The sequence below is a fragment of the Pseudomonas sp. BS3782 TE3695 genome, from assembly GCF_050435305.1.
GTDB lineage: Bacteria > Pseudomonadota > Gammaproteobacteria > Pseudomonadales > Pseudomonadaceae > Aquipseudomonas.
In genome coordinates this window covers 5,778,874-5,800,736 of the sequence record NZ_JBNDKB010000001.1, presented here as the reverse complement: position 1 = coordinate 5,800,736, position 21,863 = coordinate 5,778,874, and the positions used below count along the sequence as shown (strand labels likewise).

General features: G+C 58.3%; 24 protein-coding genes. 5 read left to right on the top strand and 19 right to left on the bottom strand.

Annotated elements, in window-relative coordinates:
• Entirely contained in the window at positions 1 to 237 is a 237-nt protein-coding gene (locus ABH909_RS26270; RefSeq protein ID WP_429438722.1) for a hypothetical protein, read from the bottom strand.
• Positions 238 to 406: 169 nt separating this feature from the next.
• Here ABH909_RS26270 and ABH909_RS26265 point away from each other — a divergent pair, with 169 nt between their 5' ends.
• A complete protein-coding gene (locus tag ABH909_RS26265; RefSeq protein ID WP_123499264.1) occupies positions 407 to 871 on the top strand; it encodes a glycine zipper 2TM domain-containing protein in 465 nt (154 codons plus the stop codon).
• A gap of 67 nt (positions 872 to 938) precedes the next feature.
• Here ABH909_RS26265 and ABH909_RS26260 read toward each other — a convergent pair whose 3' ends face one another.
• The 3 genes from ABH909_RS26260 to nhaA form a co-directional block, all read right to left on the bottom strand.
• The gene (locus tag ABH909_RS26260) at positions 939 to 1,193 is read right to left on the bottom strand and encodes a colicin E3-like toxin immunity protein (protein WP_123360561.1); all 255 of its coding nucleotides are present in this window, start codon (positions 1,191 to 1,193) and stop codon (positions 939 to 941) included.
• A gap of 7 nt (positions 1,194 to 1,200) precedes the next feature.
• A complete protein-coding gene (locus tag ABH909_RS26255; RefSeq protein WP_429438719.1) occupies positions 1,201 to 2,424 on the bottom strand; it encodes a colicin E3/pyocin S6 family cytotoxin in 1,224 nt (407 codons plus the stop codon).
• Positions 2,425 to 2,545: 121 nt separating this feature from the next.
• A complete protein-coding gene (gene nhaA / locus ABH909_RS26250) occupies positions 2,546 to 3,733 on the bottom strand; it encodes a Na+/H+ antiporter NhaA (RefSeq protein ID WP_429438716.1) in 1,188 nt (395 codons plus the stop codon).
• 245 nt (positions 3,734 to 3,978) lie between these two features.
• On the opposite strand from nhaA, the gene ABH909_RS26245 reads away from it, so the two are divergent.
• On the top strand, positions 3,979 to 5,076 hold the full coding sequence (locus tag ABH909_RS26245) for a PLP-dependent cysteine synthase family protein (RefSeq protein ID WP_429440112.1): 1,098 nt from the start codon (positions 3,979 to 3,981) through the stop codon (positions 5,074 to 5,076).
• 132 nt (positions 5,077 to 5,208) lie between these two features.
• Here the strand turns inward: ABH909_RS26245 and ABH909_RS26240 are convergent, their stop codons facing one another.
• The 3 genes from ABH909_RS26240 to ABH909_RS26230 form a co-directional block, all read right to left on the bottom strand.
• The gene (locus tag ABH909_RS26240; protein ID WP_429438714.1) at positions 5,209 to 6,822 is read right to left on the bottom strand and encodes an NAD(P)/FAD-dependent oxidoreductase; all 1,614 of its coding nucleotides are present in this window, start codon (positions 6,820 to 6,822) and stop codon (positions 5,209 to 5,211) included.
• 95 nt (positions 6,823 to 6,917) lie between these two features.
• Complete coding sequence (locus ABH909_RS26235; RefSeq protein ID WP_429438711.1) at positions 6,918 to 7,574, bottom strand: COG3650 family protein; 657 nt, start codon at positions 7,572 to 7,574, stop codon at positions 6,918 to 6,920.
• Positions 7,575 to 7,850: 276 nt separating this feature from the next.
• A complete protein-coding gene (locus ABH909_RS26230; RefSeq protein ID WP_429438709.1) occupies positions 7,851 to 8,450 on the bottom strand; it encodes a short chain dehydrogenase in 600 nt (199 codons plus the stop codon).
• Positions 8,451 to 8,554: 104 nt separating this feature from the next.
• Here ABH909_RS26230 and ABH909_RS26225 point away from each other — a divergent pair, with 104 nt between their 5' ends.
• Positions 8,555 to 9,469 carry a LysR family transcriptional regulator gene (locus ABH909_RS26225; protein ID WP_429438706.1) on the top strand — a complete coding sequence of 305 codons (915 nt, stop codon included), beginning with the start codon at positions 8,555 to 8,557 and terminating at the stop codon, positions 9,467 to 9,469.
• Positions 9,470 to 9,664: 195 nt separating this feature from the next.
• Here the strand turns inward: ABH909_RS26225 and ABH909_RS26220 are convergent, their stop codons facing one another.
• The 6 genes from ABH909_RS26220 to ABH909_RS26195 all read right to left on the bottom strand — a co-directional run bounded on the left by ABH909_RS26220 (position 9,665) and on the right by ABH909_RS26195 (position 13,341).
• Positions 9,665 to 10,150, bottom strand: a complete 486-nt coding sequence (locus tag ABH909_RS26220; protein ID WP_429438703.1) for a DoxX family protein — start codon at positions 10,148 to 10,150, stop codon at positions 9,665 to 9,667.
• The gene (locus ABH909_RS26215; protein ID WP_429438700.1) at positions 10,147 to 10,908 is read right to left on the bottom strand and encodes a DNA-binding domain-containing protein; all 762 of its coding nucleotides are present in this window, start codon (positions 10,906 to 10,908) and stop codon (positions 10,147 to 10,149) included. The genes ABH909_RS26220 and ABH909_RS26215 overlap by 4 nt, the downstream gene beginning before the upstream one ends.
• On the bottom strand, positions 10,905 to 11,759 hold the full coding sequence (gene bufB / locus ABH909_RS26210) for an MNIO family bufferin maturase (RefSeq protein ID WP_429438697.1): 855 nt from the start codon (positions 11,757 to 11,759) through the stop codon (positions 10,905 to 10,907). The genes ABH909_RS26215 and bufB overlap by 4 nt, the downstream gene beginning before the upstream one ends.
• A 25-nt stretch (positions 11,760 to 11,784) precedes the next feature.
• Positions 11,785 to 12,090, bottom strand: a complete 306-nt coding sequence (locus ABH909_RS26205) for a BufA1 family periplasmic bufferin-type metallophore (protein WP_429438694.1) — start codon at positions 12,088 to 12,090, stop codon at positions 11,785 to 11,787.
• 160 nt (positions 12,091 to 12,250) lie between these two features.
• Entirely contained in the window at positions 12,251 to 12,943 is a 693-nt protein-coding gene (locus tag ABH909_RS26200) for an RES family NAD+ phosphorylase (RefSeq protein ID WP_429438691.1), read from the bottom strand.
• The gene (locus ABH909_RS26195; protein ID WP_429438688.1) at positions 12,937 to 13,341 is read right to left on the bottom strand and encodes an antitoxin Xre-like helix-turn-helix domain-containing protein; all 405 of its coding nucleotides are present in this window, start codon (positions 13,339 to 13,341) and stop codon (positions 12,937 to 12,939) included. The genes ABH909_RS26200 and ABH909_RS26195 overlap by 7 nt, the downstream gene beginning before the upstream one ends.
• A gap of 36 nt (positions 13,342 to 13,377) precedes the next feature.
• Here ABH909_RS26195 and ABH909_RS26190 point away from each other — a divergent pair, with 36 nt between their 5' ends.
• Positions 13,378 to 13,590, top strand: coding sequence for a hypothetical protein (locus ABH909_RS26190; RefSeq protein ID WP_429438685.1), 213 nt, complete (start codon positions 13,378 to 13,380; stop codon positions 13,588 to 13,590).
• 3 nt (positions 13,591 to 13,593) lie between these two features.
• On the opposite strand, the gene ABH909_RS26185 is transcribed toward ABH909_RS26190, so the two are convergent.
• The 5 genes from ABH909_RS26185 to ABH909_RS26165 all read right to left on the bottom strand — a co-directional run bounded on the left by ABH909_RS26185 (position 13,594) and on the right by ABH909_RS26165 (position 18,597).
• Complete coding sequence (locus ABH909_RS26185; RefSeq protein ID WP_030128348.1) at positions 13,594 to 14,295, bottom strand: ABC transporter ATP-binding protein; 702 nt, start codon at positions 14,293 to 14,295, stop codon at positions 13,594 to 13,596.
• Positions 14,296 to 15,063 carry a high-affinity branched-chain amino acid ABC transporter ATP-binding protein LivG gene (gene livG, locus ABH909_RS26180; RefSeq protein WP_429387279.1) on the bottom strand — a complete coding sequence of 256 codons (768 nt, stop codon included), beginning with the start codon at positions 15,061 to 15,063 and terminating at the stop codon, positions 14,296 to 14,298.
• Positions 15,060 to 16,316, bottom strand: coding sequence for a high-affinity branched-chain amino acid ABC transporter permease LivM (locus ABH909_RS26175; protein WP_429438682.1), 1,257 nt, complete (start codon positions 16,314 to 16,316; stop codon positions 15,060 to 15,062). Before ABH909_RS26175 ends, livG begins: the two co-directional genes overlap by 4 nt.
• Positions 16,313 to 17,236, bottom strand: a complete 924-nt coding sequence (gene livH / locus ABH909_RS26170) for a high-affinity branched-chain amino acid ABC transporter permease LivH (protein WP_008074580.1) — start codon at positions 17,234 to 17,236, stop codon at positions 16,313 to 16,315. The genes ABH909_RS26175 and livH overlap by 4 nt, the downstream gene beginning before the upstream one ends.
• A gap of 233 nt (positions 17,237 to 17,469) precedes the next feature.
• A complete protein-coding gene (locus ABH909_RS26165) occupies positions 17,470 to 18,597 on the bottom strand; it encodes a branched-chain amino acid ABC transporter substrate-binding protein (RefSeq protein ID WP_429438679.1) in 1,128 nt (375 codons plus the stop codon).
• Between the two features lie 352 nt (positions 18,598 to 18,949).
• Here ABH909_RS26165 and ABH909_RS26160 point away from each other — a divergent pair, with 352 nt between their 5' ends.
• Positions 18,950 to 19,255 carry a DUF2288 domain-containing protein gene (locus ABH909_RS26160; RefSeq protein WP_429438677.1) on the top strand — a complete coding sequence of 102 codons (306 nt, stop codon included), beginning with the start codon at positions 18,950 to 18,952 and terminating at the stop codon, positions 19,253 to 19,255.
• Positions 19,256 to 19,554: 299 nt separating this feature from the next.
• On the opposite strand, the gene ABH909_RS26155 is transcribed toward ABH909_RS26160, so the two are convergent.
• Positions 19,555 to 21,750, bottom strand: coding sequence for a hypothetical protein (locus tag ABH909_RS26155; RefSeq protein WP_429438674.1), 2,196 nt, complete (start codon positions 21,748 to 21,750; stop codon positions 19,555 to 19,557).
• Between the last annotated feature and the right edge of the window lie 113 nt (positions 21,751 to 21,863).

Here is a 21,863-nt window from a genome sequence, read left to right as displayed (position 1 = left end):
CTACCGATCGGGATACCCTGCCGCAGCGGCCGCCAGCCACTGAGGCAGGTCCCGCCGCTTGATCTTCTGCCTTTGAGCGTTCGCCAGTTGCTGAAGCATGAAGGCTCTTTTCTGTGCGTCTTTACCCGCCAATGACAACGCCAGATCGCGGTCCATCCAGCGTTTGATCCGCACGTACAGCCACCAATGGAAGTACAAGCCGGCGACGGTCGTGACAACAATGATGAAGTAATCCATGAAAATCCTTGGGTCAGTGGCGCAGATTTTGTAATTTGGCGCTACTGTGTGCCGTGTTCGAAAAAGTGCCTGTATCGGGCCTGAATGAAACCAATTTTATCCGGGCAATGCCGTGACAGGCGTCAAGCTGCGGAGTTTAATGGATACCTGTCCTATGGAGTTTGATGCTATGCGTAAGTCTGTTCTGCTGGTTGCTTCCTTTTCCACGATGGCGATGTTGCTCTCCGGTTGCCAATCGAGCCTGACCGGTGACTCCTACTCCCGTGACGAAGCGCGTCGTGTGCAGACGATTCGCATGGGCACTATCGAAGCGCTGCGTCCGGTGAAAATCGAAGGCACCAAAACCCCAATCGGCAGCGTCGCGGGCGCCGCCGTGGGTGGTGTCGGCGGTAGCTCCATCGGCGGCGGTCGCGGCAGCATTGTCGCAGCGGTCATCGGTGCTGTCGCCGGCGGCCTGATAGGCTCGGCTGCCGAAGAAGGCCTGACCCGTACGCAAGGTGTTGAAATCACCGTGCGTGAAGATGATGGCAGCATGCGCGCCTACGTGCAGGAAGTTCAGCCAAACGAAGTGTTCCGCGTGGGTGAGCGGGTGCGGATTGCCACGGTTGATGGCACCAGCCGCGTTACGCACTAAGCGGGAATGTAGGGTGAAAGAAAACCCCGATCAGGTGACTGGTCGGGGTTTTGTATTTTTGGGGGAATTACCATACTTTCCGATATCGAAATGCAACTTGGTAATCAAAAGCGGCAATATTGATCTTATGCTTGAACAGAGGCTGAAGCTCTGGCACCCACGCCGATAAAACGTCAAATCCACCATCGTAGATCTCGCTTTCCGCCATCAGGCCTAATGCATCGATTACTGAACCGTCATCACCAAGATCAGCGGAGTATTCTTTTCCGGCTGCTATTTCCGTTTCTTTGTCATACCAGTCCAATCTGATCTTCAGTCCCATCTTGGCCTCACAAATACTTTTTGATGCTGCGGTTTTTTTTAGGCGGGTCTATTTGCTTGCCTGTCAGGTGGTCGAACGAGCCTAGATGGCTTCCATCACTTGCCCGATAAGCTTCCAGCTCTCCATGCAAAGAATCCCATTCATAAATTGTTCGACCCTTGGCATCAATCCAACGCTCTCGAAGTCCGCCGCCTCCTTGTCGTGGGGTTTTCTTTTTTGCTTCTTTCAAGCCCAAGAAACCAGTGATTTCCTCTGTTTCAGGTGCAGAGTGATAGTCGTGATCGGGATTAGGAGCCCGTCTTCCTGAAACACTCACCACAATATAAACCGGCAACACCCCCGAATCCGCCGGAAACACAAGAATGAAATCCTTGTACTCAGGCGGGTACACCGGGTTCACGATGATGGTGTCGGCCGCCTTCGTCGGCGGGTAAACCCAGATGTGCGGTGCTTGCGGTGCGGCTTCCAAAGCGGGGATGCCGAGGATGTTTGAACCGTCCTCGGCCGGTGTCCAGATCAGCTCGATGCCGTCCCCAAGATCAGCCACCTGCTGACTGCCGCGCAAGGTGAATTGCGCGACATCGACCATTTCCCAGTCACGGTTTTTACCGGTGTAGAAACCGTATCCCTTGAGACTGCCGTCAGCCTGTTGCTCGACTCTGAGACGTACGCGAGTGCGGGCCTGTTTGAGGGATCGCAGTTGGTTTTCGGTATAGAGCGAGCTGTCGCCAAGGCTCGACGGTATGACCAGGGCCACCAGGCCTGCCAAGGTGGCCGCAGCGGTGCTGGCGGCGACGGCGGGCAGTGCGGTGAATGCCGAGCCGGCTAGCGCGAAGCTGCCGAAACCTGCCGGAACCGCAGTGCCACTGATTTTCTTGAGCGGCACGACACCGCTTTCATCGGCCTCGCGAGCACCGAGCAGGATCAGTTCGCCGTAGTCTTTCAGACTGTCAGTCGGAACAACACCGGAGGGATTGGTGTAGTCGATGATTGCGTCGGGCAGTTTGCAGGACTTGGCGAATACGCAGCCCGCGTGGACAACGTTGTCTTTTTTCGCTGCGACTTGAAGGTTGTCTTCGAAGATATGCTGCCTGGCGAGCATGGCGTCGTAGGCATTTTGCCTGGCATCGCGCTCGGCCAGTTCGGTGGCCGTCATGTAGCGGTGGGTGACGTGATGCCCATCGCCTGACGGTGGGTTTTTAACCCGGGGAATGTCCTTGTTGCCAGCCACTGATTGTCCTTTCGCTCGTCCATCGGCAACCCCTGAAAGAGGGGCTGCACGACGTTAACGAACGTGGCTAAGCGTGGCTGTAGGACGAATCCTGAATGTCGCTAAGAGTGTTCTCTATCGCTCAGGAAGGCAGTGCGGTGCTCTTGCGACTCGCTGCCGCCGTCACCGCATAACCGATCAATGCCGCCAGTATCGAGCCGGTCAGAATTCCCATTCGATCCATCCCGGCGTATTCACTGGTGCCAGGCACAAAGGCCAGGGAGCCGACGAACAGGCTCATGGTGAACCCGATGCCGCAAAGGATCGCCACACCCAGCACCTGGCCCCAATTGGCGCCTAGGGGCAGGGTAGCGATGCCGATTTTTACCGCCAGCCAGGTCAGGCCGTAGACACCGATGGTCTTGCCCAGCAGCAGGCCCACGGCAATGCCCATTGGCACGTCGTGGGTAAAGCTTTCGACCGTCACGCCGCTCAGGGACAGACCGGCGTTGGCGAAGGCGAACAGTGGCAGGATGCCGTAGGCCACCCACGGATGCAGGGCATGCTCCAGGGTCAGCAGCGGCGAAGGCTCGGCGTTTTTCGTGCGCAGTGGAATGCAGAAGGCCAGGGTCACGCCGGCCAGCGTGGCGTGCACGCCACTCTTGAGCACGCAGACCCAGAGGATCAGCCCGATGATCATGTACGGCCCGAGCTTGACCACGCCGAGTCGGTTCATCCCGATCAACGCTGCGATACAGGCTGCGGCCAATGCCAGGGACAAGGTCGACAGTGCGCCGGAATAGAAGATCGCGATGATGATGATCGCGCCCAGGTCGTCGATGATTGCCAGGGTCATGAGGAACAGTTTCAGCGACACCGGCACGCGTTTGCCCAGCAGGGCCAATACACCGAGGGCGAAGGCGATATCGGTGGCGGTCGGAATGGCCCAGCCACTCAGGGCGGACGGATTGTCACGGTTGAGGAACCAATAGATCAGCGCCGGCACCACCATGCCGCCAATCGCCGCCGCGCCGGGCAGGACGATTTGCGAGGGCTTCGATAGCTGGCCGTCGAGGACTTCGCGTTTCACTTCCAGGCCAATCAGCAGGAAGAACAGGGCCATCAAGCCGTCGTTGATCCACAGCAGCAGCGGCTTGGCGATTTTCAGCGCGCCGATCTGAGCCACCACGGGGGTGTCCAGCAGCCCGCTATAGAGCCACGACAGGGATGAATTGTTGATGATCAGGGCGAGAGCGGCCGCGGCGATCAATAACAGACCGCTGGCAGCTTCCAACTGAAAGAAACGCGTGAACGTGCTACGCAGAGGCAAGGTCGCTCTCCATCGATGAATTCAAAAGGTGACACACCCTAACCCGTACCGTTAGTTGTTAAAACAAAAGTTATATTCTTTTTTGTTATATACCGTTACAACGCGGACGGTCAGCAAAGGCGAGCCTAGCAGTTGCCAGACGTATTGGACCTCAGCTGTATCTGTGCATGATGTAGGTTCTTTCCTAAGCTTGTGGGCTGAGCCTTGCGACAAGGCCGACTCTTTGCTGATTCAACGAGAAAACCATCATGAGCGACAACCGACAGTGGGCCCGCGAAGCCATCCGGATTATCGAAGCCGACTTCCAGCGCAGCGCCGATACCCACCTGATTCCCTTGCCGCTGCCGGGGTTGCCGGGCATCGAGTTGTATTTCAAGGATGAGTCGAGCCATCCCACCGGCAGCCTGAAACATCGGCTGGCGCGCTCGTTGTTTCTTTACGCTTTGTGTAACGGCTGGCTCAAACCCGGTGCGCCGGTGATTGAGGCCTCCAGCGGTTCGACGGCGATTTCCGAGGCGTACTTCGCCCGGATGCTGGGGTTGCCGTTCATTGCCGTGATGCCCGCAAGCACGTCCAAGGAAAAGATCGCGCAGATCGCTTTCTACGGTGGCAAGAGCCATCTGGTGGACGATCCGACGCAGATCTACGCCGAGTCCGAACGCCTGGCGCGCGAACATGACGGGCACTTCATCGATCAATTTACCTACGCCGAGCGCGCCACCGACTGGCGGGCGAACAACAACATCGCCGAATCGATCTTCCAGCAGATGCGTTTCGAGCAGCACCCGGAACCGAGCTGGCTGATTTCCAGCCCCGGCACCGGTGGCACCACCGCGACGCTCGGCCGTTACGTACGCTATCGCCAGCACTGCACCCGCGTGCTGTGCGCCGATGCCGAGCGTTCAGTGTTCTTCGATTACTACCAGACTGGCGATGCCAGCCTGCGCCTGGATTGCGGGTCACGGATTGAAGGTATTGGTCGGCCACGGGTGGAAGCGTCGTTCCTGCCCAAGGTGATCGATGCGATGGTCAAAGTGCCGGACGCGTTGTCGTTGGCGGCCATGCATTATCTGGCGCAGCGTTTGGGTCGGCATGTGGGCGGATCAAGCGGCACCAACCTGATCGGCGCGTTGATGGCGGCGCAACAGATGAAAGCGGCGGGGGAGTCTGGGTCGATCGTGGCTATTTTGTGCGATGGCGGCGAGCGCTATGCCACCACCTATTACGATCAGGCCTGGCTCAAGGCCCAGGGGTATGAGTTGAGTGAGTTGATGGATGCCGTGGCGGCGAGTGTCGAGCGCGGCGAGCCGCTGCCGGCCAGCGTGTTACGCGCAAACATCTGACTCACCAAAGATCAAATGTGGGAGCGGGCTTGCTCGCGAAAGCGGCGGATCAGTCGACAAAGATGCTGACTGATCCGCCGCTTTCGCAAGCCCGCTCCCACAGGGGGTTTGCGTTGTTTCAGGAATTGCCGGTCAGGCTTCGAGGCCAAGAATGTCTCGGGCCACCGCTTCGGCAATCCGAATCCCGTCGACACCCGCCGACAGAATCCCGCCCGCATAACCCGCACCTTCACCCGCCGGGAACAAGCCCTTCACGTTCAGGCTTTGCATCGACTCGTTACGGGTAATGCGCAGCGGCGATGACGTGCGCGTTTCGATCCCGGTCAATACGGCGTCGTGCAGCGAGTAGCCACGAATCTGCTTCTCGAACGCCGGCAAGGCTTCGCGAATGGCTTCGATGGCGAACGTCGGCAACGCCAGGGCCAAATCGCCCAAGGCAACGCCCGGCTTGTAGGACGGCTCGACGCTGCCCAATTCGGTCGACGGTTTGCCGGCAATGAAGTCGCCGACCAATTGCGCTGGCGCTTCGTAATTGCTGCCGCCCAACACAAAGGCGTGGGATTCCAGACGTTCCTGCAATTCGATGCCAGCCAGTGGGCCACCCGGGTAATCGACTTCCGGGGTGATCCCGACGACGATCCCGGAGTTGGCGTTGCGCTCGTTACGCGAGTACTGGCTCATGCCATTGGTGACCACGCGATTCGGCTCGGAGGTCGCCGCCACGACGGTGCCGCCCGGACACATGCAGAAGCTGTAGACCGAACGTCCGTTGCTGGCGTGGTGCACCAGTTTGTAGTCGGCAGCGCCGAGTTTCGGGTGCCCGGCGTATTTGCCCAGGCGCGCGCGGTCGATCAGCGATTGCGGGTGCTCGATGCGGAAACCCACCGAGAACGGCTTGGCTTCCATGTACACGCCGCGGCCGTGGAGCATGCGGAAGGTGTCCCGGGCGCTGTGGCCGAGGGCCAGAATCACGTGTTTCGAATGGATCTGCTCGCCGCCATTGAGCTCGACGCCGACCAGTTGGCCGTCCTCGATCAAGACGTCAGTGACGCGCTGCTGGAAGCGCACTTCACCGCCCAAGGCGCGAATTTGTTCACGCATGTTTTCCACGACACCGGTCAGACGGAACGTACCGATGTGCGGTTTGCTGACGTAGAGGATTTCTTCCGGCGCACCGGCCTTGACGAACTCGTGCAAGACTTTGCGACCGATGAATTTCGGGTCCTTGATCTGGCTGTAGAGCTTGCCATCGGAGAACGTCCCCGCGCCGCCTTCACCGAACTGCACGTTGGATTCGGGGTTGAGCACGCTTTTGCGCCACAGGCCCCAGGTGTCCTTGGTGCGCTGACGCACTTCGGTGCCCCGCTCGAGAATGATCGGCTTGAAGCCCATTTGCGCCAGCAGCAGGCCGGCGAAGATTCCGCACGGGCCGAACCCGACTACGATTGGGCGCTGGCTCAGGTCGGCCGGCGCCTGGCCGACCACTTTGTAGCTGACATCCGGCGCCACGTTGACGTTACGGTCATCGGCGAATCTGTGCAGCACCGACGCCTCATCGCGAACGTTGAGGTCGATGGTGTAAATGAAGCACAGTTCGGAGGACTTTTTGCGCGCATCGTAGCTGCGCTTGAACAAGGTGAAATCGAGCAGGTCATCACTGGCGATGCCCAGGCGCTGCACGATGGCAGGGCGCAGGTCTTCTTCGGGATGGTCGATCGGCAGCTTGAGTTCGGTGATTCGTAACATGACGGGATCCGGTTCGCGGGGCGCACAACTGCGCCAAGGCGTTTGAAGCCCGCGATTATAAGCCTCAACGGATGATTCCCGTGAGGCAAAAACGATCAGTCGTTACGCGAACCGCCAAAATACCCGCAACCGCGTTGCACCTGGCCATTGATGCGCAGCTCGGCGCTCATGTGCTGCACGCTGGCGGTGCTGCTATCGACGCAACGTTGCGGCGCGACCCAGAGCTCGATGCGCTGGTTATTGGCTTCGGTGCTGAGGTTGAAGCGGCCATCGCCCAGTTGCTCTTCAACGTACGGCAGGGCCAGGGGCGGCTGACCGGCGCGGTCGATGACCATGCCTTTGCCGCTGACTCTGACGCTCCATTCCGGGCCATGGCCGGCGGCGCGCAGCGTCAGTTGCTTGAAATCGGGATCGTCGCACGCCGTGCCCGAGCGTTCGACGCGGTACAACTGCTCCAGATCGAGCTGGGTGCCGGCAGTGATCCGGCCGCGGACGTCAGCAAACAACTTGCCTTGGTCATCGGCCAAGATCGCGGCCTCTTGCAGGACGCTGGTGCCGCCGGTGTCGTTGACCACCAAACTGCGCTGCTCATTGCACGGCTGGAACAGCAACTTGCCGTCGGCCGCCGTCAATTGGCCCTGCAGGCGGGTCTGGCCCACATGGGACGCGCTTTCCCGTGGGCCATCAAGCAACTGGCAGGCGGCGAACAACGGAAGCACGGCAACAAGTACCAAGGAACGGGCAACACGCATCTTTGAGTCTCCTGACAAGTGCCGCCACGTTACTCAGGCTGACCGTTCCTCACAACCCTGCGGTGTCCTCGCGCCCCAGAAGAGAGGAAGTACGCCGAGCCTTTGTAGGAGCTGGCGAAGCCTGCGATCTTTGCTTTTTGCTTTTTGCTTTTTGCTTTTTCAGAGCTGCTGAAAATCAAGATCAAAGGATCGCAGCCTGCGGCAGCTCCTACGGGGTGTACGTGGTGCTTTTGTAGGAGCTGGCGAAGCCTGCGATCTTCTGATTTTGGCAGTCGTTTAGCCGACGTGGTAAGTCTGGCCGGTCTGCAAGCCTTCCACGCTTTTGGCGTAGGCCAGCGCCACTTCGGCGGCGGGAACCGGTTTGAAACCACGGAAGTACGGGGCGTAGCTGCCCATGGCTTCGGCCAGCACGTTCGGGCTGACCGAGTTGATGCGCAAACCGCGCGGCAGTTCGATCGCTGCTGCACGGACGAAACTGTCGAGGGCGCCGTTGACCAGGGAGGCCGAGCTGCCGGTACGAATCGGATCGTGGCTGAGGATGCCGGTGGTGAAGGTGAATGACGCACCGTCATTGGCGAATTCCCGGCCGATCAGCAGCAAGTTGACCTGGCCCATCAGCTTATCCCGCAAGCCAAGCTCGAAGTCTTGTTCGGTCATGGTGGCCAGCGGCACGAAGTTGACGCTGCCGGCGGCGCAGATCAGCGCATCGAAGTTGCCGGTCTGTTGGAACAGTTTGCGGATCGAGGCGCTGTCACTGATGTCGACCTGGAATTCACCGCTTTTACGGCCGATACGGACTATTTCGTGGCGCTGGGACAGTTCATGGTCAATCGCCGAACCGATGGTGCCAGAGGCGCCAATCAAAAGAATTTTCATCGTGCTGTACCTGAATGGGTTGGATTGAATTTAAGTTTAGAGTGGTTTTTTCCATAGATAAGCGGGCTAATAGGCAACCTTTGGTTTTCAAATGGAAACAATCCATGAGCGAAATGGACGATCTGGCGGCGTTCGCGGTGTTGATCGAGGCGGGCAGTTTTACCCTGGCCGCCCAGCAATTGGGTTGTAGCAAGGGGCAACTCTCCAAGCGCATCAGTCTGCTGGAAACGCGGTTTTCCGTAGTGTTGCTGCAACGCACTACGCGCCGCTTGAGCCTGACGGCGGCGGGTGCGGCGCTATTGCCGCAAGCCCAGGCACTGGTGGTTCAAGTCGAGCGAGCACGTCAGGCCTTGGCGCGGTTGAAAGACGACATGGCCGGTCCTGTGCGGATGACGGTTCCGGTTTCATTGGGGGAAACCTTCTTTGACGGTGCGCTGCTGGAGTTTTCCCGGCAATACCCCGAGGTGCAGATCGAATTGGAGCTCAACAATAACTACCGCGACCTGTCCCGGGACGGTTTCGATCTGGCAATCCGCTCGGAAGTGGCCAACGACGAACGCCTGGTCGCCCGCCCGCTGCTGGCCTGGCACGAGATGACCTGCGCCAGCCCCGCGTACCTTGAGCGATTCGGTGAACCACTGACGCCTCAGGCACTGGCCGAACACCGCTGCCTGCTCAACAGCCATTACAGCGGGCGCGAAGAATGGCTCTATCACCAACAGCACGAGTTACTGCGGGTGCGAGTGTCGGGGCCGTTCGCCAGCAACCACTACAACCTCTTGAAGAAAGCCGCGCTGGCGGATGCGGGCATTGCGCGTTTGCCGTCGTACTTGCTGCAAGAGGAATTGGCTGACGGGCGCTTGCGCTGGCTCCTGCGCGATTATCAGACCCGCAGCATGCCGATGTACCTGGTGCACCCGTATCAAGGCGGTTTGCCGAAGCGCACCCAAGTGCTGGCGGATTATTTGATGGGTTGGTTCAAGCGCAGTGGCGAGGCGTTGGACAGGCTTCAACGATGACGGGAACTGGCGTAACTGGATCGGCTGTAGCGGTAATGGTGTTGGAATGGATCGGCTAATGACGATCGGCGTAGGAGCTGCCGAAGGCTGCGATCTTTTGATCTTGCTCTTTTCGGAGCCGCTGAAAATCAAGATCAAAAGATCGCAGCCTTCGGCAGCTCCTACAGGGGATCCCTATCCGGCGATGGTTCGCGGTTAGTGGGCGTAACGCTTGGCAATCAGATGATCAATCGACAACTTGCCCGGCCCGGTCGCCATCAAGTACAGCAACACCGCAGCCCAGGTGCCGTGGGTTGGATAGGCATCGGGGTACACGAACAGTTGAATGGTCAGGGTCATGCCCAACAGCGCCAGAGCCGAAAAGCGGGTGGCGAAGCCGATCAGGATCAGCACGGGAAAGAAATGCTCGGCGAAGGCCGCCAGGTGCGCTGCCAGTTCCGGGGAGAGCAGTGGCAGGTGATATTCGCTCTTGAACAACGGGATGGTCGAGTCCGCCAGCCTTGGTACGCCGAGTTGTAACGTGCCGTCGATCAAGTCGATGGCCAGGCCTTCCACCTTGGTTTGTCCGGACTTCCAGAACACCGCGGCAATGGAAAAACGCGCAATAAAGGCAATCAGGCTGTGGGGGATTTTTTCCAGCCACTCGATGGCGCGGGCGACGGGATTTTGATGAAGGCTCATGGCAATACCTTGTGATGTAAATGGGTAATGACGTTGTGGCTGATCAACAGCGCCAGGGTTTGGCTGAGGTCGAAGGCGGGCGCTGTTTCCAGCGCTTGGGCCAGAGGCTGGCCGAGTCGCAGGTTCTGAATGAACGTGCTGGCGCCGTGGTCGATGGCGAAAACTTCAACCTCCAGGCTATTGCGCAACACCAGCGCATGTTGCCCATGGTCAATGTCAATACCGGTCAGCGTCGCGTCGTCCTGTTGATGCGCGGCCCAGATCGCAACCACGGCAAAAGTTGAAGTCAGCAGATTCAAGGAGGGATGAAACCCGACCGTCAGCTCAATCAGCGCCTGCGGGTCCGACAGCACGGCGGCGATTTGGCCATGGCTCAGAGGCTGCGCGTCGGCGGCGTGATAGGCCTGGACGCGCAACCGTTCCAGCCGCGCCATGTCGGCCAGATAAGGCACGCTGGCTGCCGGTTCAAAGCTGTCAATGAACTCGGAAAAGTCCTTGCCGTAATCGTTGATGAGGGGGCTTTGAGGCGGGCAACGCTGCACATACAGCCCCGCCATCGCTCGAAAGAACTCATCGCCGACTAACTGCGAAACCACGGGGTAACTGTCGGCCAGGGCATTGATCAGCGAGCTCTGCACATTGTTGCGATACACCGCGAAGCGGCTGGCGGGATCAGCGCCATTGGCACTGAGCAAGCCATCGGGGCAGGGCCGTTGCGGATCGAGCAGGGCGGCGGCAAACGCAGCTTGAGTGCTCATGATCGGCTCCCCGCGCAATGCAGCAACTCATCGGCCTGGCGGGCTTCGGCGTGCAGCACGCTGAAGGCCGGCAACTGGTTGTCGCGCTCGATCAACGTGGCGATCGGGCCGACTCGTTCCAGTGCTTGCCGGTATAGCGTCCACACCGCGTTATCGATGGGCGCACCGTGATCGTCGATCAGCAGGCGGTCGCCGAGGCTGTCGGTGTCTTCGGCAAACCCGGCCAGATGAATCTCTCCCACTGCGTGCAGCGGCAGTGCGTCGATGTAGGCCAGCGGATCCCTTTGGTGATTGATGCAGGAGACGTAGACGTTGTTGACGTCCAGTAGCAGGCCGCAGCCGGTACGGCGAATGACTTCGCTGATGAAGTCGGCTTCATCGATGGTCGAGCGCTGGAACGCCAGATATGTCGCCGGGTTCTCCAGCAGCATCGGGCGTTTGAGGGTGCTCTGCACCTGATCGATGTGCTCGCAGACGCGGTTCAGCGTCGGCGCGTCATAGGCCAGGGGCAGGAGGTCATTGAGGAACACCGGGCCATGACTGGACCAGGCCAGGTGTTCGGAAAAGGATTGGGGTTGATAGCGTTCAATCAGCGCGGCAAGCCTTCGCAGGTGCTGGAGATCCAGCGGACCTTCGGCACCAATGGACAGGCCAACGCCGTGTAGCGACAGCGGATACTGCTCGCCAATCAACCCCAGAAAATGATGAAACGGGCCGCCGGCCACCATGTAGTTTTCGGCGTGGACTTCGAAAAATCCGATGTCCGGTTGCGCACCGAGCACTTCACGAAAGTGCTCGGTCTTGAGCCCCAGCCCGGAGCGGGGCGGGAGCCCGGAAAGTATAGGGTTCATGGTCGACACTCAGGCTGGGTACGGATTACGACTTGGGTTTGTAGGCTTCCAGTTGGCCGTAACCGGTTGGCGAGGTTTTGCTCATCGTGGTGGTGCAGGTGCCCTTGGGGACAAGTTTCCAGGCATTGGCCTGATAGTCGGTTTTTGCCGTACCGGCGCAAGTAGTACCAGGGCCTGCGGCGCAATCGTTTTTGCCTTTCATGGCCACGCCGAAGCATTTTTCCATGTTGTCGTCAGCGGCATGGGCAGTGGACACCGCGGCGATATTCAGGGCAGACCCGAGAGCCAGAACCAGAGCGGTGGCGGACAGGGTGCGAGTGGTAGCAGTCATGATGTTTTCTCCGGAATTGAGCTTTGATTGGCAAGCGTTTGTGCTTGCTTACTGCTCTAGAGAAACCATAGGGTGATGCGTTACAGCTTGCCCGGAATTTTTTTCAGAAATCCTCGAAAACACTATCAATCCCCTCTGGCAGAGGAGGCCGATAAGATCCTCAGGCAATGCTGATTTTACTGACGCTGGTGATCTGACCGTTCCAGACCATCTCGTAATGGGCTGTTTGAGTGATCGATGAGAGGGGGTTGGGAGTCATCAATGCCCAGCAGTGGCTCCCCTGCATGCGCACGGAGTTGTACCGCAGACCAGGGATTCCGGCATCCTTGATGGCCTTTCCCAAGCGATGGGAGTGCGTGTAATCGACAGGATCGTAGACAGGATCGTCCATCGCAATGGACACCGCATCCCTCATGGCTTCGTCAACGAAAGTGCAGGATAACCCGCGGAAAACAAACCTCTCGTAATTGAGCCCCTGGACTTTCGACCAATACTGGTTCTGATGATGCTGCACCTCGGCCAGTGCGGTTTCCATCGTGGCAGCCAGGTACAACACGCCGAAACTGCCATCGCTGAAGCGCGAACCCGCTGGGTTGATGTGGGTGAAAGGAGCGATTGCGTAAGAGCATCCGGGGATGCCGAAGGGAATCTGCGCACGCGGTATCAGCTCAAGCCGGCCGACTTCATTTTGCAGCCTCGGATTGGTGAGGGCCTGGATCTGATACAGCACATCAAATTCGTCCGCGTTTGCCACGTCGTCAAACAGCGCAATGGGCGGAAATTTTGAATTGATCAATCGGTAGGCCTGCAACCGTTCACCGGCCAATACAGCCAGCTGGCTCACCGTTACCATTGTGCGCCTCGCAGCATATCGATCCGTCGAAACGTCTCGTACAGGGAAATCATATCCCCTTGGGACATGATTTCGAGCGGGCTACGCCCGTTGAAGAACTGGTTCTCGTTCGCCATCGCCGCAAAACCATAGACGTTTTCAGGGTTATCAAAGACAAGGCGCAAGGTGGCATGGATGTTGAGAATAAAACTGATGCGCTGCATCTGGTCTGAATCCAGGCTGACGGACCAATCGGGATCGCGCTGCTTTGCCCGGGAATACGTACTGCGGGAAATGCGCAAGATACGACAGGCCTGATCGCTCGACGCCTGCCACTTTTCGAGTATGCCTACAGCCGCTCGCAAACCCGTCACGCATTGGTCTTTGCTGAATGCTTGGGCCTGGGAGGTTGCTGTCATGGTGATCACTTTGAGTTGGTCTATAGATGCAAATATATGAAATATGTCTCTATGGAGCAAGCTTGTTCGTGTTGTAAATACGCAGACCCCGTAGGAGCTGCCGAAGGCTGCGATCTTTTGATCTTGATTTTCACCCGGATCACCGAAGAGCAAGATCAAAAGATCGCAGCCTTCGGCAGCTCCTACGGGGATCTCATTTGGCAGGCACAAAAAAACGGCCTGCGAAGGCCGTTTTTTGTTTGCCGCTAAGGCTTAACCGCCGAGGTACGCTTCACGCACTTTCGGGTCGGTCAACAGCGCTTCGCCTGTCCCTGTCATCACCACCCGGCCGTTTTCCAGCACATAGGCACGGTCAGCGATTTTCAGTGCCTGGTTGGCGTTTTGCTCCACCAGGAACACCGTCACACCGTCCTTGCGCAGCTGTTCGATGATGTCGAAGATCTGCTGGATGATGATCGGTGCCAGGCCCAGCGATGGCTCGTCGAGCAGCAACAACTTGGGCTTGCTCATCAGCGCGCGGCCGATGGCGAGCATTTGCTGTTCGCCGCCCGACATGGTGCCACCGCGTTGGGCGAAGCGTTCTTTCAGGCGTGGGAAAAGTCCGAGGACCTTGTCCATCTGTTCCTGATAATCGCCCTTGTCGGTGAAGAATCCGCCCATGGCGAGGTTTTCTTCCACGGTCAGACGGGCAAACACCCGACGACCTTCCGGGACCACGGCGATGCTCTTGCGCATGATTTGCGACGAGTCCTGGCCGACGAGCTCTTCGCCCATGTAGCGGATGCTCCCGCTGTGGGCCTGCGGCGAACCGCAGAGGGTCATCAGCAGGGTCGACTTGCCGGCACCGTTGGCGCCGATCAGGGTCACGATCTCGCCCTGGCGGACTTCGACGTTGACGCTGTGCAGCGCCTGGATCTTGCCGTAGAAGGTGGAAACGTTTTCGAACTGCAGCATTTACGCTTCCCCCAGGTAGGCTTTGATCACTTCAGGATTGTCGCGGATCTGTTCCGGCGTGCCGTCGGCCAGAGGCGTGCCCTGGTTGATCACGAAGATATGGTCGGAAATGCTCATGACCAGTTTCATGTCGTGTTCGATCAGCAGCACGGTCACATCATGCTCTTCACGCAGGATGCCGATCAGTGCCTTGAGGTCTTCGGTTTCCCGCGGGTTGAGACCGGCAGCCGGTTCGTCGAGCATGAGGATTCGCGGGCGGGTCATCATGCAGCGAGCGATTTCCAGGCGACGTTGCTGACCGTAGGCCAGGGTGCCGGCCGGACGGTTGGCGAACTCCTTGAGGTTGACCTTTTCCAGCCAGTACTCGGCGTATTCCATGGCCTCGCGTTCGCTTCTGCGGAACGCGGGGGTCTTGAACAGACCGGCCAGGAAATTGGTGTTCAGGTGACGGTGTTGCGCGATCAAGAGGTTCTCGACCGCTGTCATGTCCTTGAACAGCCGCACGTTCTGGAAGGTGCGCACCACACCTTTGAGAGCAATCTTGTGGCCCGGCAGGCCCTGGATTGGCTCGCCGTCCAGCACGATGCTGCCAGCGGTTGGCTGGTAGAAACCGGTCAGGCAGTTGAACACGGTGGTCTTGCCGGCGCCGTTGGGGCCGATCATCGATACCACTTGTTTCTCTTTGACAGTCAGGGCCACGCTGTTGACCGCCAGCAGGCCGCCGAAGCGCATGCTCAGGTCAGTGACTTTCAGGATCTCACGGCTCATTTGCGCAGCTCCATGTGGGGGCGTTGCATCGGCAGCAGACCTTGAGGACGCCAGATCATCATCAGCACCATCAAGGCGCCAAACATCAACATGCGGTATTCACTGAACTCACGCATCATTTCCGGCAACAGGATCATCACCGTGGCGGCGAGTACGACGCCCAGTTGCGAGCCCATGCCGCCCAGCACCACGATGGCGAGGATGGTCGCCGATTCGATGAAGGTGAAGGACTCCGGTGTCACCAGGCCTTGGCGCGCGGCGAAGAAGCTACCGGCGAAACCGGCGAAGCAGGCACCCAGGGTGAAGGCCGACAGCTTGATGACCGTAGGATTGAGACCCAGTGCACGGCAGGCAATTTCGTCTTCACGCAGCGCTTCCCAGGCACGGCCCAGGGGCATGCGCAGCAAGCGGTTGATGACGAACAGCGCGAACAACGACAACAACACCGCGATCAGGTAAAGGAAGATCACCTTGTTGATCGAGTTGTATTCCAGGCCGAAGTACTCGTGGAAGGTCTGCAGACCTTCTGCGGCAGTTCTATCAAAGCTCAGGCCGAAAAGCGTGGGCTTGGGAATGTTGCTGATGCCGTTCGGACCGCCGGTGAGGTCGGTCAGGTTACGCAGGAACAGACGGATGATTTCACCGAAACCCAGGGTCACGATTGCCAGGTAGTCACCGCGCAAACGCAGTACCGGGAAACCGAGCAGGAAGCCGAAGGTGGCCGCCATCATCCCGGCGATCGGCAGGCAGATCCAGAAGCTCAGGCCGTAGTAGTGCGACAGCAGCGCGTAGCTATAGGCGCCCACGGCGTAGAAGCCGACGTAACCGAGATCGAGCAGGCCAGCCAGGCCGACCACGATGTTCAGGCCCAGGCCGAGCATCACGTAGATCAGCACCAGCGTGGCAATGTCCACCGCCCCGCGAGAGCCGAAGAACGGCCAGACCAGTGCACCCACGATTAACGCGATGATGATCCAGCGTTGAGTCGTCGGCAGGGTCAGGAAATGACTGGCCTTGGCCGGCATCACCGGCAGGTTGGGCGAGGCTTTCCAGGCCGAGCTGATCTGCTGGTCGAACAGCACCCGCAGGAACATCAGCACCGAGCACACGGCGATGGTGATCAGCGTGGCAGTGCTGGCGCCATGGACTTCGAGGTTGATGCCGACAATGGTCAGTTTCAGACCGAGTACCGGGTAGGCAACCGCCCACACCAGCAAGGCGCTGAACAACGCCTGTTTAAGATTCCTAGTCATACTTTCTCAACCTCCGGACGGCCCAACAGGCCGGTTGGCCGGAACAACAACACCAGAACCAGTAGACCGAACGCCACGACGTCCTTGTACTGGTCGCCGAAGATATCGGCACCAAAGGCTTCCGCCACCCCAAGCACCAGCCCGCCGAGCATCGCGCCGGGGATGCTGCCGATACCGCCCAATACTGCGGCGGTGAAGGCCTTTAGGCCGACCAGGAAACCGGCGTTCGGGTTGATCACGCCGTATTGCATGCTCAGCAGCACGGCCGCGATGGCCGCCAGTGCCGCACCGATGACGAAGGTCAGGGCGATGATGTTGTTGGTGTTGATACCCAAGAGGTTGGCCATCTTGATGTCTTCGGCACAGGCGCGGCAGGCGCGACCCAGGCGAGAACGGGAGATGAACAGCGTCAGGCCGAGCATGGCGACCAGGGTCACCACGAACACCACGATTTGCATGTAGGAAATCAGCACTTCATGTGCGCCACCTGGCCCGATGGCGAAGTTGCCCGGGATCAGGTTGGAGATGGATTTGTCCTTGGAGTCTTGCGCCAGCAGAACCGTGTTCTGCAGGAAGATCGACATGCCGATGGCGGAAATCAGCGGGATCAGACGGTTGCTTCCGCGCAGGGGGCGGTAGGCGATCCGTTCGATGCTGTAACCGTAGGCACTGGTCACGACGATGGTCGCGAGGAAAGCCGCGGTCATCAACAGAGGGACACTGTCGAGTCCCAGCATGGCCAGCCCGGCGATGGCGATGAACGCCACGTAAGAGCCGATCATGTACACCTCGCCGTGGGCGAAGTTGATCATTCCAATGATGCCGTAAACCATCGTATAGCCGATGGCGATCAGGGCATACGTGCTGCCAATGGTCAGACCATTAACCAGCTGTTGGAAGAAGTGATAGATGTCAGGCATTACAGCGCTCCTAAAAACCTGATACGCATTTCACTGGTGGAGTCATTTTCCCGCTCGAGTCCCGTGGATCTGCATCCACTTCGAATTCGAGGTTTGCCAGCGAACCGCTGATGACGGTTTTGAGATTTTCAGGTGGGGAGACTGGCGGATCACGCCAGCGCGGCCCAATACGTTCGTAAAACAAAGCCCACGGCACGCCGTGGGCTTTATTGGCAGTCAGTCAGGCCAAGGCCTTACTGAGGCGAAACTTCAGTTTTAGGTTTGCCGAAGTGCCACTGGTAAACCACGAATTTGAAGTCCTTCAGGTCGCCCTTCTCGTCGAAAGACAAGTCGCCGGTCGGGGTTTTGAACGTGCCTTTGTGGATAGCTTCAGCCACTTTGTTGGTGTCTTCGCTCTTGGCGGCCTTGATGCCTTCGGCGATGACTTGCACAGCCGAGTAGGACGGGAACACGAACGGACCGCTCGGGTCTTCTTTCTTGGCTTTGAACGCGTCAGCCAGGGCGATGTTGGCCGGATCCTGGTCGAAGGATTTCGGCAGGGTTACCAGCAGGCCTTCGGAAGCTTCCTTGGCGATCTGCGAAATGGAGTCGTTACCCACGCCTTCCGGGCCCATGAACTTGGCTTTCAGGCCTTTTTCCTGGGATTGACGCAGAAGCAGACCCAGCTCCGGGTGGTAGCCGCCGTAGTAGACGAAGTCGACGTTGGCTTGCTTGAGCTTGGAGACCATCGAAGAGAAGTCTTTGTCGCCGGCGTTGATGCCTTCGAACACGGCAACCTTGACGCCTTTCTTCTCGAGGGTGGTTTTAACGGCGCTGGCGATGCCTTCACCGTATTGCTGCTTGTCGTGCAGCACAGCAACGATTTTCGGTTTGACGTGATCGGCAATGTAGTTACCGGCGGCAGGGCCCTGGGCACTGTCCAGACCGATAGTACGGAAGATCATTTTGTAGCCGCGAGTGGTGATGTCCGGGCTGGTGGCAGCCGGGGTGATCATGATCACGCCTTCGTCTTCGTAGATATCGGACGCCGGTTGAGTGGAGCTGGAGCACAGGTGACCCACCACGAACTTGACGCCGTCGTTGACGACTTTGTTCGCAACAGCAACCGCTTGTTTTGGATCGCAGGCGTCATCGTATTCAACGGCTTCGAGCTTCTTGCCGTCGACGCCGCCCTTGGCGTTGATTTGTTCGATGGCCATTTTCGAGCCACTGAACTGCATGTCGCCGTATTGGGCTACAGGGCCGGTTTTAGGGCCGGCAATGCCGATCTTGATGGTGTCAGCGGCGAACGAATGGCTGGCAACCCCGGCCAGAACCATAGCGGCAAACAGTTTTGAAATCTGCTTAGTAGCCTTAGTCATAGTGCTCCACTCTTACTGTTGTAGTTTTTATAGTCCTGGCGCCGTAGCAGCAGAACCGGGTCAGATATCGTTGATATCCTCCGGAAAATGCCCCCGGCAACTGTACCGGTACAGTGTAGAGCGCCGATTGTCAGCCTGGGAAGGCAGCGCCGGGGGGCAAAACCTGAGGGTGTCGCTTTATTGAAAGAAAAAGACAGAATCACGGCGGGATGTTAGCTGGCTACTACTTGGATTCAGCAGCATTCCCTGGCTTTTCCTGCATTTCTCGATCGGTAACGCAATTGCATCCGGGTTTTTCTGGCGCGCTACCGACGTTATCATTCACGTCGATTTTATTTGCGGATAGAAACCCATGACTCAAGAACCTAGCACCCTCTATGCCAAACTGCTTGGTGAGACCGCATCTATTACCTGGAAAGAGTTGGAGCCGTTCTTCGCCAGGGGTGCCCTATTGTGGGTCGATTCCGGCCTGGATTTGATCGCTGCGGCAGAGGCGGTAGCAACCGATGAAGGCGAGAAAGTCGCTGCCTGGCTGGCTGCCGACAAGGTCGCCAAGCTGTCTGAAACGCGGGCGCTGGATCTTTTCGAGCGCGATCCCGAGCTGTGGGCTGTGGTGGTTTCGCCATGGATTCTGATCCAGGAAAGGGCGACGAGCTGAACGCTTGCACTTAATTAGTGCGCTGTGTGGCCGGTTAAAAGTGTGTAGCCGAGTAGCGTGATGGCATGTTGCCGTAGAGAAAGGCCACAGAAGGGTCTTGGCGAGGGTGACGTAAACGTAACGGGAACAGTTTATTGAGCAGCCGATTGGCTGCTTAATTGTTTCTGGATGTTGGAAAAAAGATCAGGATCAGATCAAAAGATCGCAGCCTTCGGCAGCTCCTACAAAGGCACGCTGCGATGTCATGTGAACCGCAGCCCGTAGGAGCTGCCGAAGGCTGCGATCTTTTCGGGCTTAGCTCAAGCGGTCTTGCCGGTATGGTTATTCAGCGAAATAACCTTGGTCTTGCCAATCCGGTGACGATAGATCTCGCGCAAATACTTGATCGACTTCTTCACGCAATCCCGGGACAAACGAATGTCATTGATCGAGACAAACTTGTCCTTGTCGTTGATCAGCTCGCGGTACTTCTTCTCGTACATCGGTTTGATCGCGTACCAGTTTGTATCGAGGATTTTCGCCGGGTTTTCGAATTCGTTGAGCAGTTCATCGATCCGGCCTTCGTCGAAGTCTTCATTGATGATGAAGTCCAGGATCGAGTTATCCAGCGTCTCGTCGAAGCGGTACGGGTTTTTCGCAAAGCAGCGTTTGATGAAGGCCACGATCAGGGTCAAAAAGTCGTCCGACAGGCACGGGCTCTTGGCGATCAAAGTGGTCAGCGACAGGTTGGCCGAGGCGCCGATTACCAGCGCGTAACGCTTGAGCGTGGTGTTGGGGAACAGGCTGTTGAGGTGAGTCTTCAGCCGGTTCAGGTCCATGTAGGACAGTTTGTAGTCCTTGGGCAAGGACACAATCGACACCACCGACGAACAATTCTTGAAGAAGTGCAGGTCGTGCAACGCGGCTGCGTCATAGCCCGAATTCTTGTACTGCTCAAGCGAGGCGCGATAGCGCTTGGACTCGATCGGCAACAGGCTGATGCCTTCGATCGCCTGCGTGACCTTGTTGAAGTGCGGCAGGTCGATGGAGCGGAAGAACAGGTCGTCGATGTTCAGGCGTTGCGGCTCTTTTTCGAACACCTTGAACTTGTCGCTGCTCGGCGGCGGAGTTTCCGGTACGACGGACTCGGCGTAGGCAATCGCCACGGGGCCGGCCAGGCTCATGAACAGGTCGTTGGCGTCCAGGCGAATGGTTTCGCCGATATCGATGCCGGCACGACGGAAATAGTTCTGGTCGTAGTCGGTGGTGACCGCCTGCGCGGTCAGAATGTTGAAGATCTGTTGTGAGATGTACTGGTTGGCGTGCTTTTCCATGGCATTGACATCAATGTTCTGGATGTTGCCGTCATCGCTTTCTTCGGCGTAACGCATGATGTCGTTGGAGATCAGCATCATCGCGTTCCATGGGCGGATACGGCCCATGACGCTGGCTTCGCTGCTGTCTTCGTTGGCGAAGTTGTAGGAGAAGTCCCACTCTTCCGACAGGTATTTGCACAGCAGGCGACCGGCGTTGATGTGCAGCGCCTCGGACATTTCGCTGCGGTGATCGGAAATATTGGGCAGTACGCAAATGCCGCTGGTGAAGATCGGTTCGAAGACGAAGGAGTGACCGCTCTTGCTGTCGTGCTCGTCCATCGGCTTGGTGTCGAATGTCTTGTTCATGTACGAGTGCTGCTGGGCCAGGCCGAACTCCGAGGCCATGCCCGAACCGGTACCGCCGCCGGCACTGAAGATCGAGAAATACAGGCGCGACTGGTTAGCCTTGATCCCGCAGCTGTCGATCAGGTATGAGTGAATCATCTTCCAGTCAGGGCTGGAGAAGCGCTGGGTATCCTTGTTCAGGATGATTTTGGCCAGGTACTGGCCGAGGATCGGCGCGTTACCGGCGCCACCGGCGTGGACTTCCGACAAGTCCATGATTTTCATTTTGCTGTAGTCGCGCAAAAAGCCGCTTTTTTCGCCCTTGCGCGAGAAACGGATGCGACCGGCGATGTCCTTGTCCAGGTCGCCGAGCATCACCAGCGGCTCGACCAGAAACACCGGTTTGCTGGCCTTGTTCGGCCCCAGGCGCAGGTTGTTGCGAATCCACTGCGCCGGGCTGTAGCCCTTTTCGGCGTAGCGTTTGTCTGGCGACAGACGGTCTTCGTTGTTGAATTCGTTGAGATAGAACTTGCGGGCGTTGTACACCAGCTCCGCGACGTCTAGCGCGATGTTCGAACCACAACGGCCCAGGCCGATCAGGCACACCGACGGGAATTCCTGATCGCTGTGCTGTTCGTTGTCGCCTTCCAGATGGGGCGGGCGCGGGAACACCATGTCGCGCAGGCCGTCGAGGTTATCGAGAATGCGGTCGGTATTGGTTTCGGTGAAGTACAGGTATTGCTGAGTCGACAGCGGGCGCGATGGGGGCAATGGCTTTGAAGATGAGGGGCTGTTCGCCGCGGGGCTCAGGGTCAGGTCGGATATCGCGGTGGCCGGATTATTTTTAGAAGTCATTGTGCGCCATATACCTGGACTGGTCGGCTCGGCGACAAGTGTCATCGAGTCATCACGGAAGAAGATCTCGCGTCTTTGTGCAGCGCGAATATGGCCCAAGCGTCAGGGGCTGG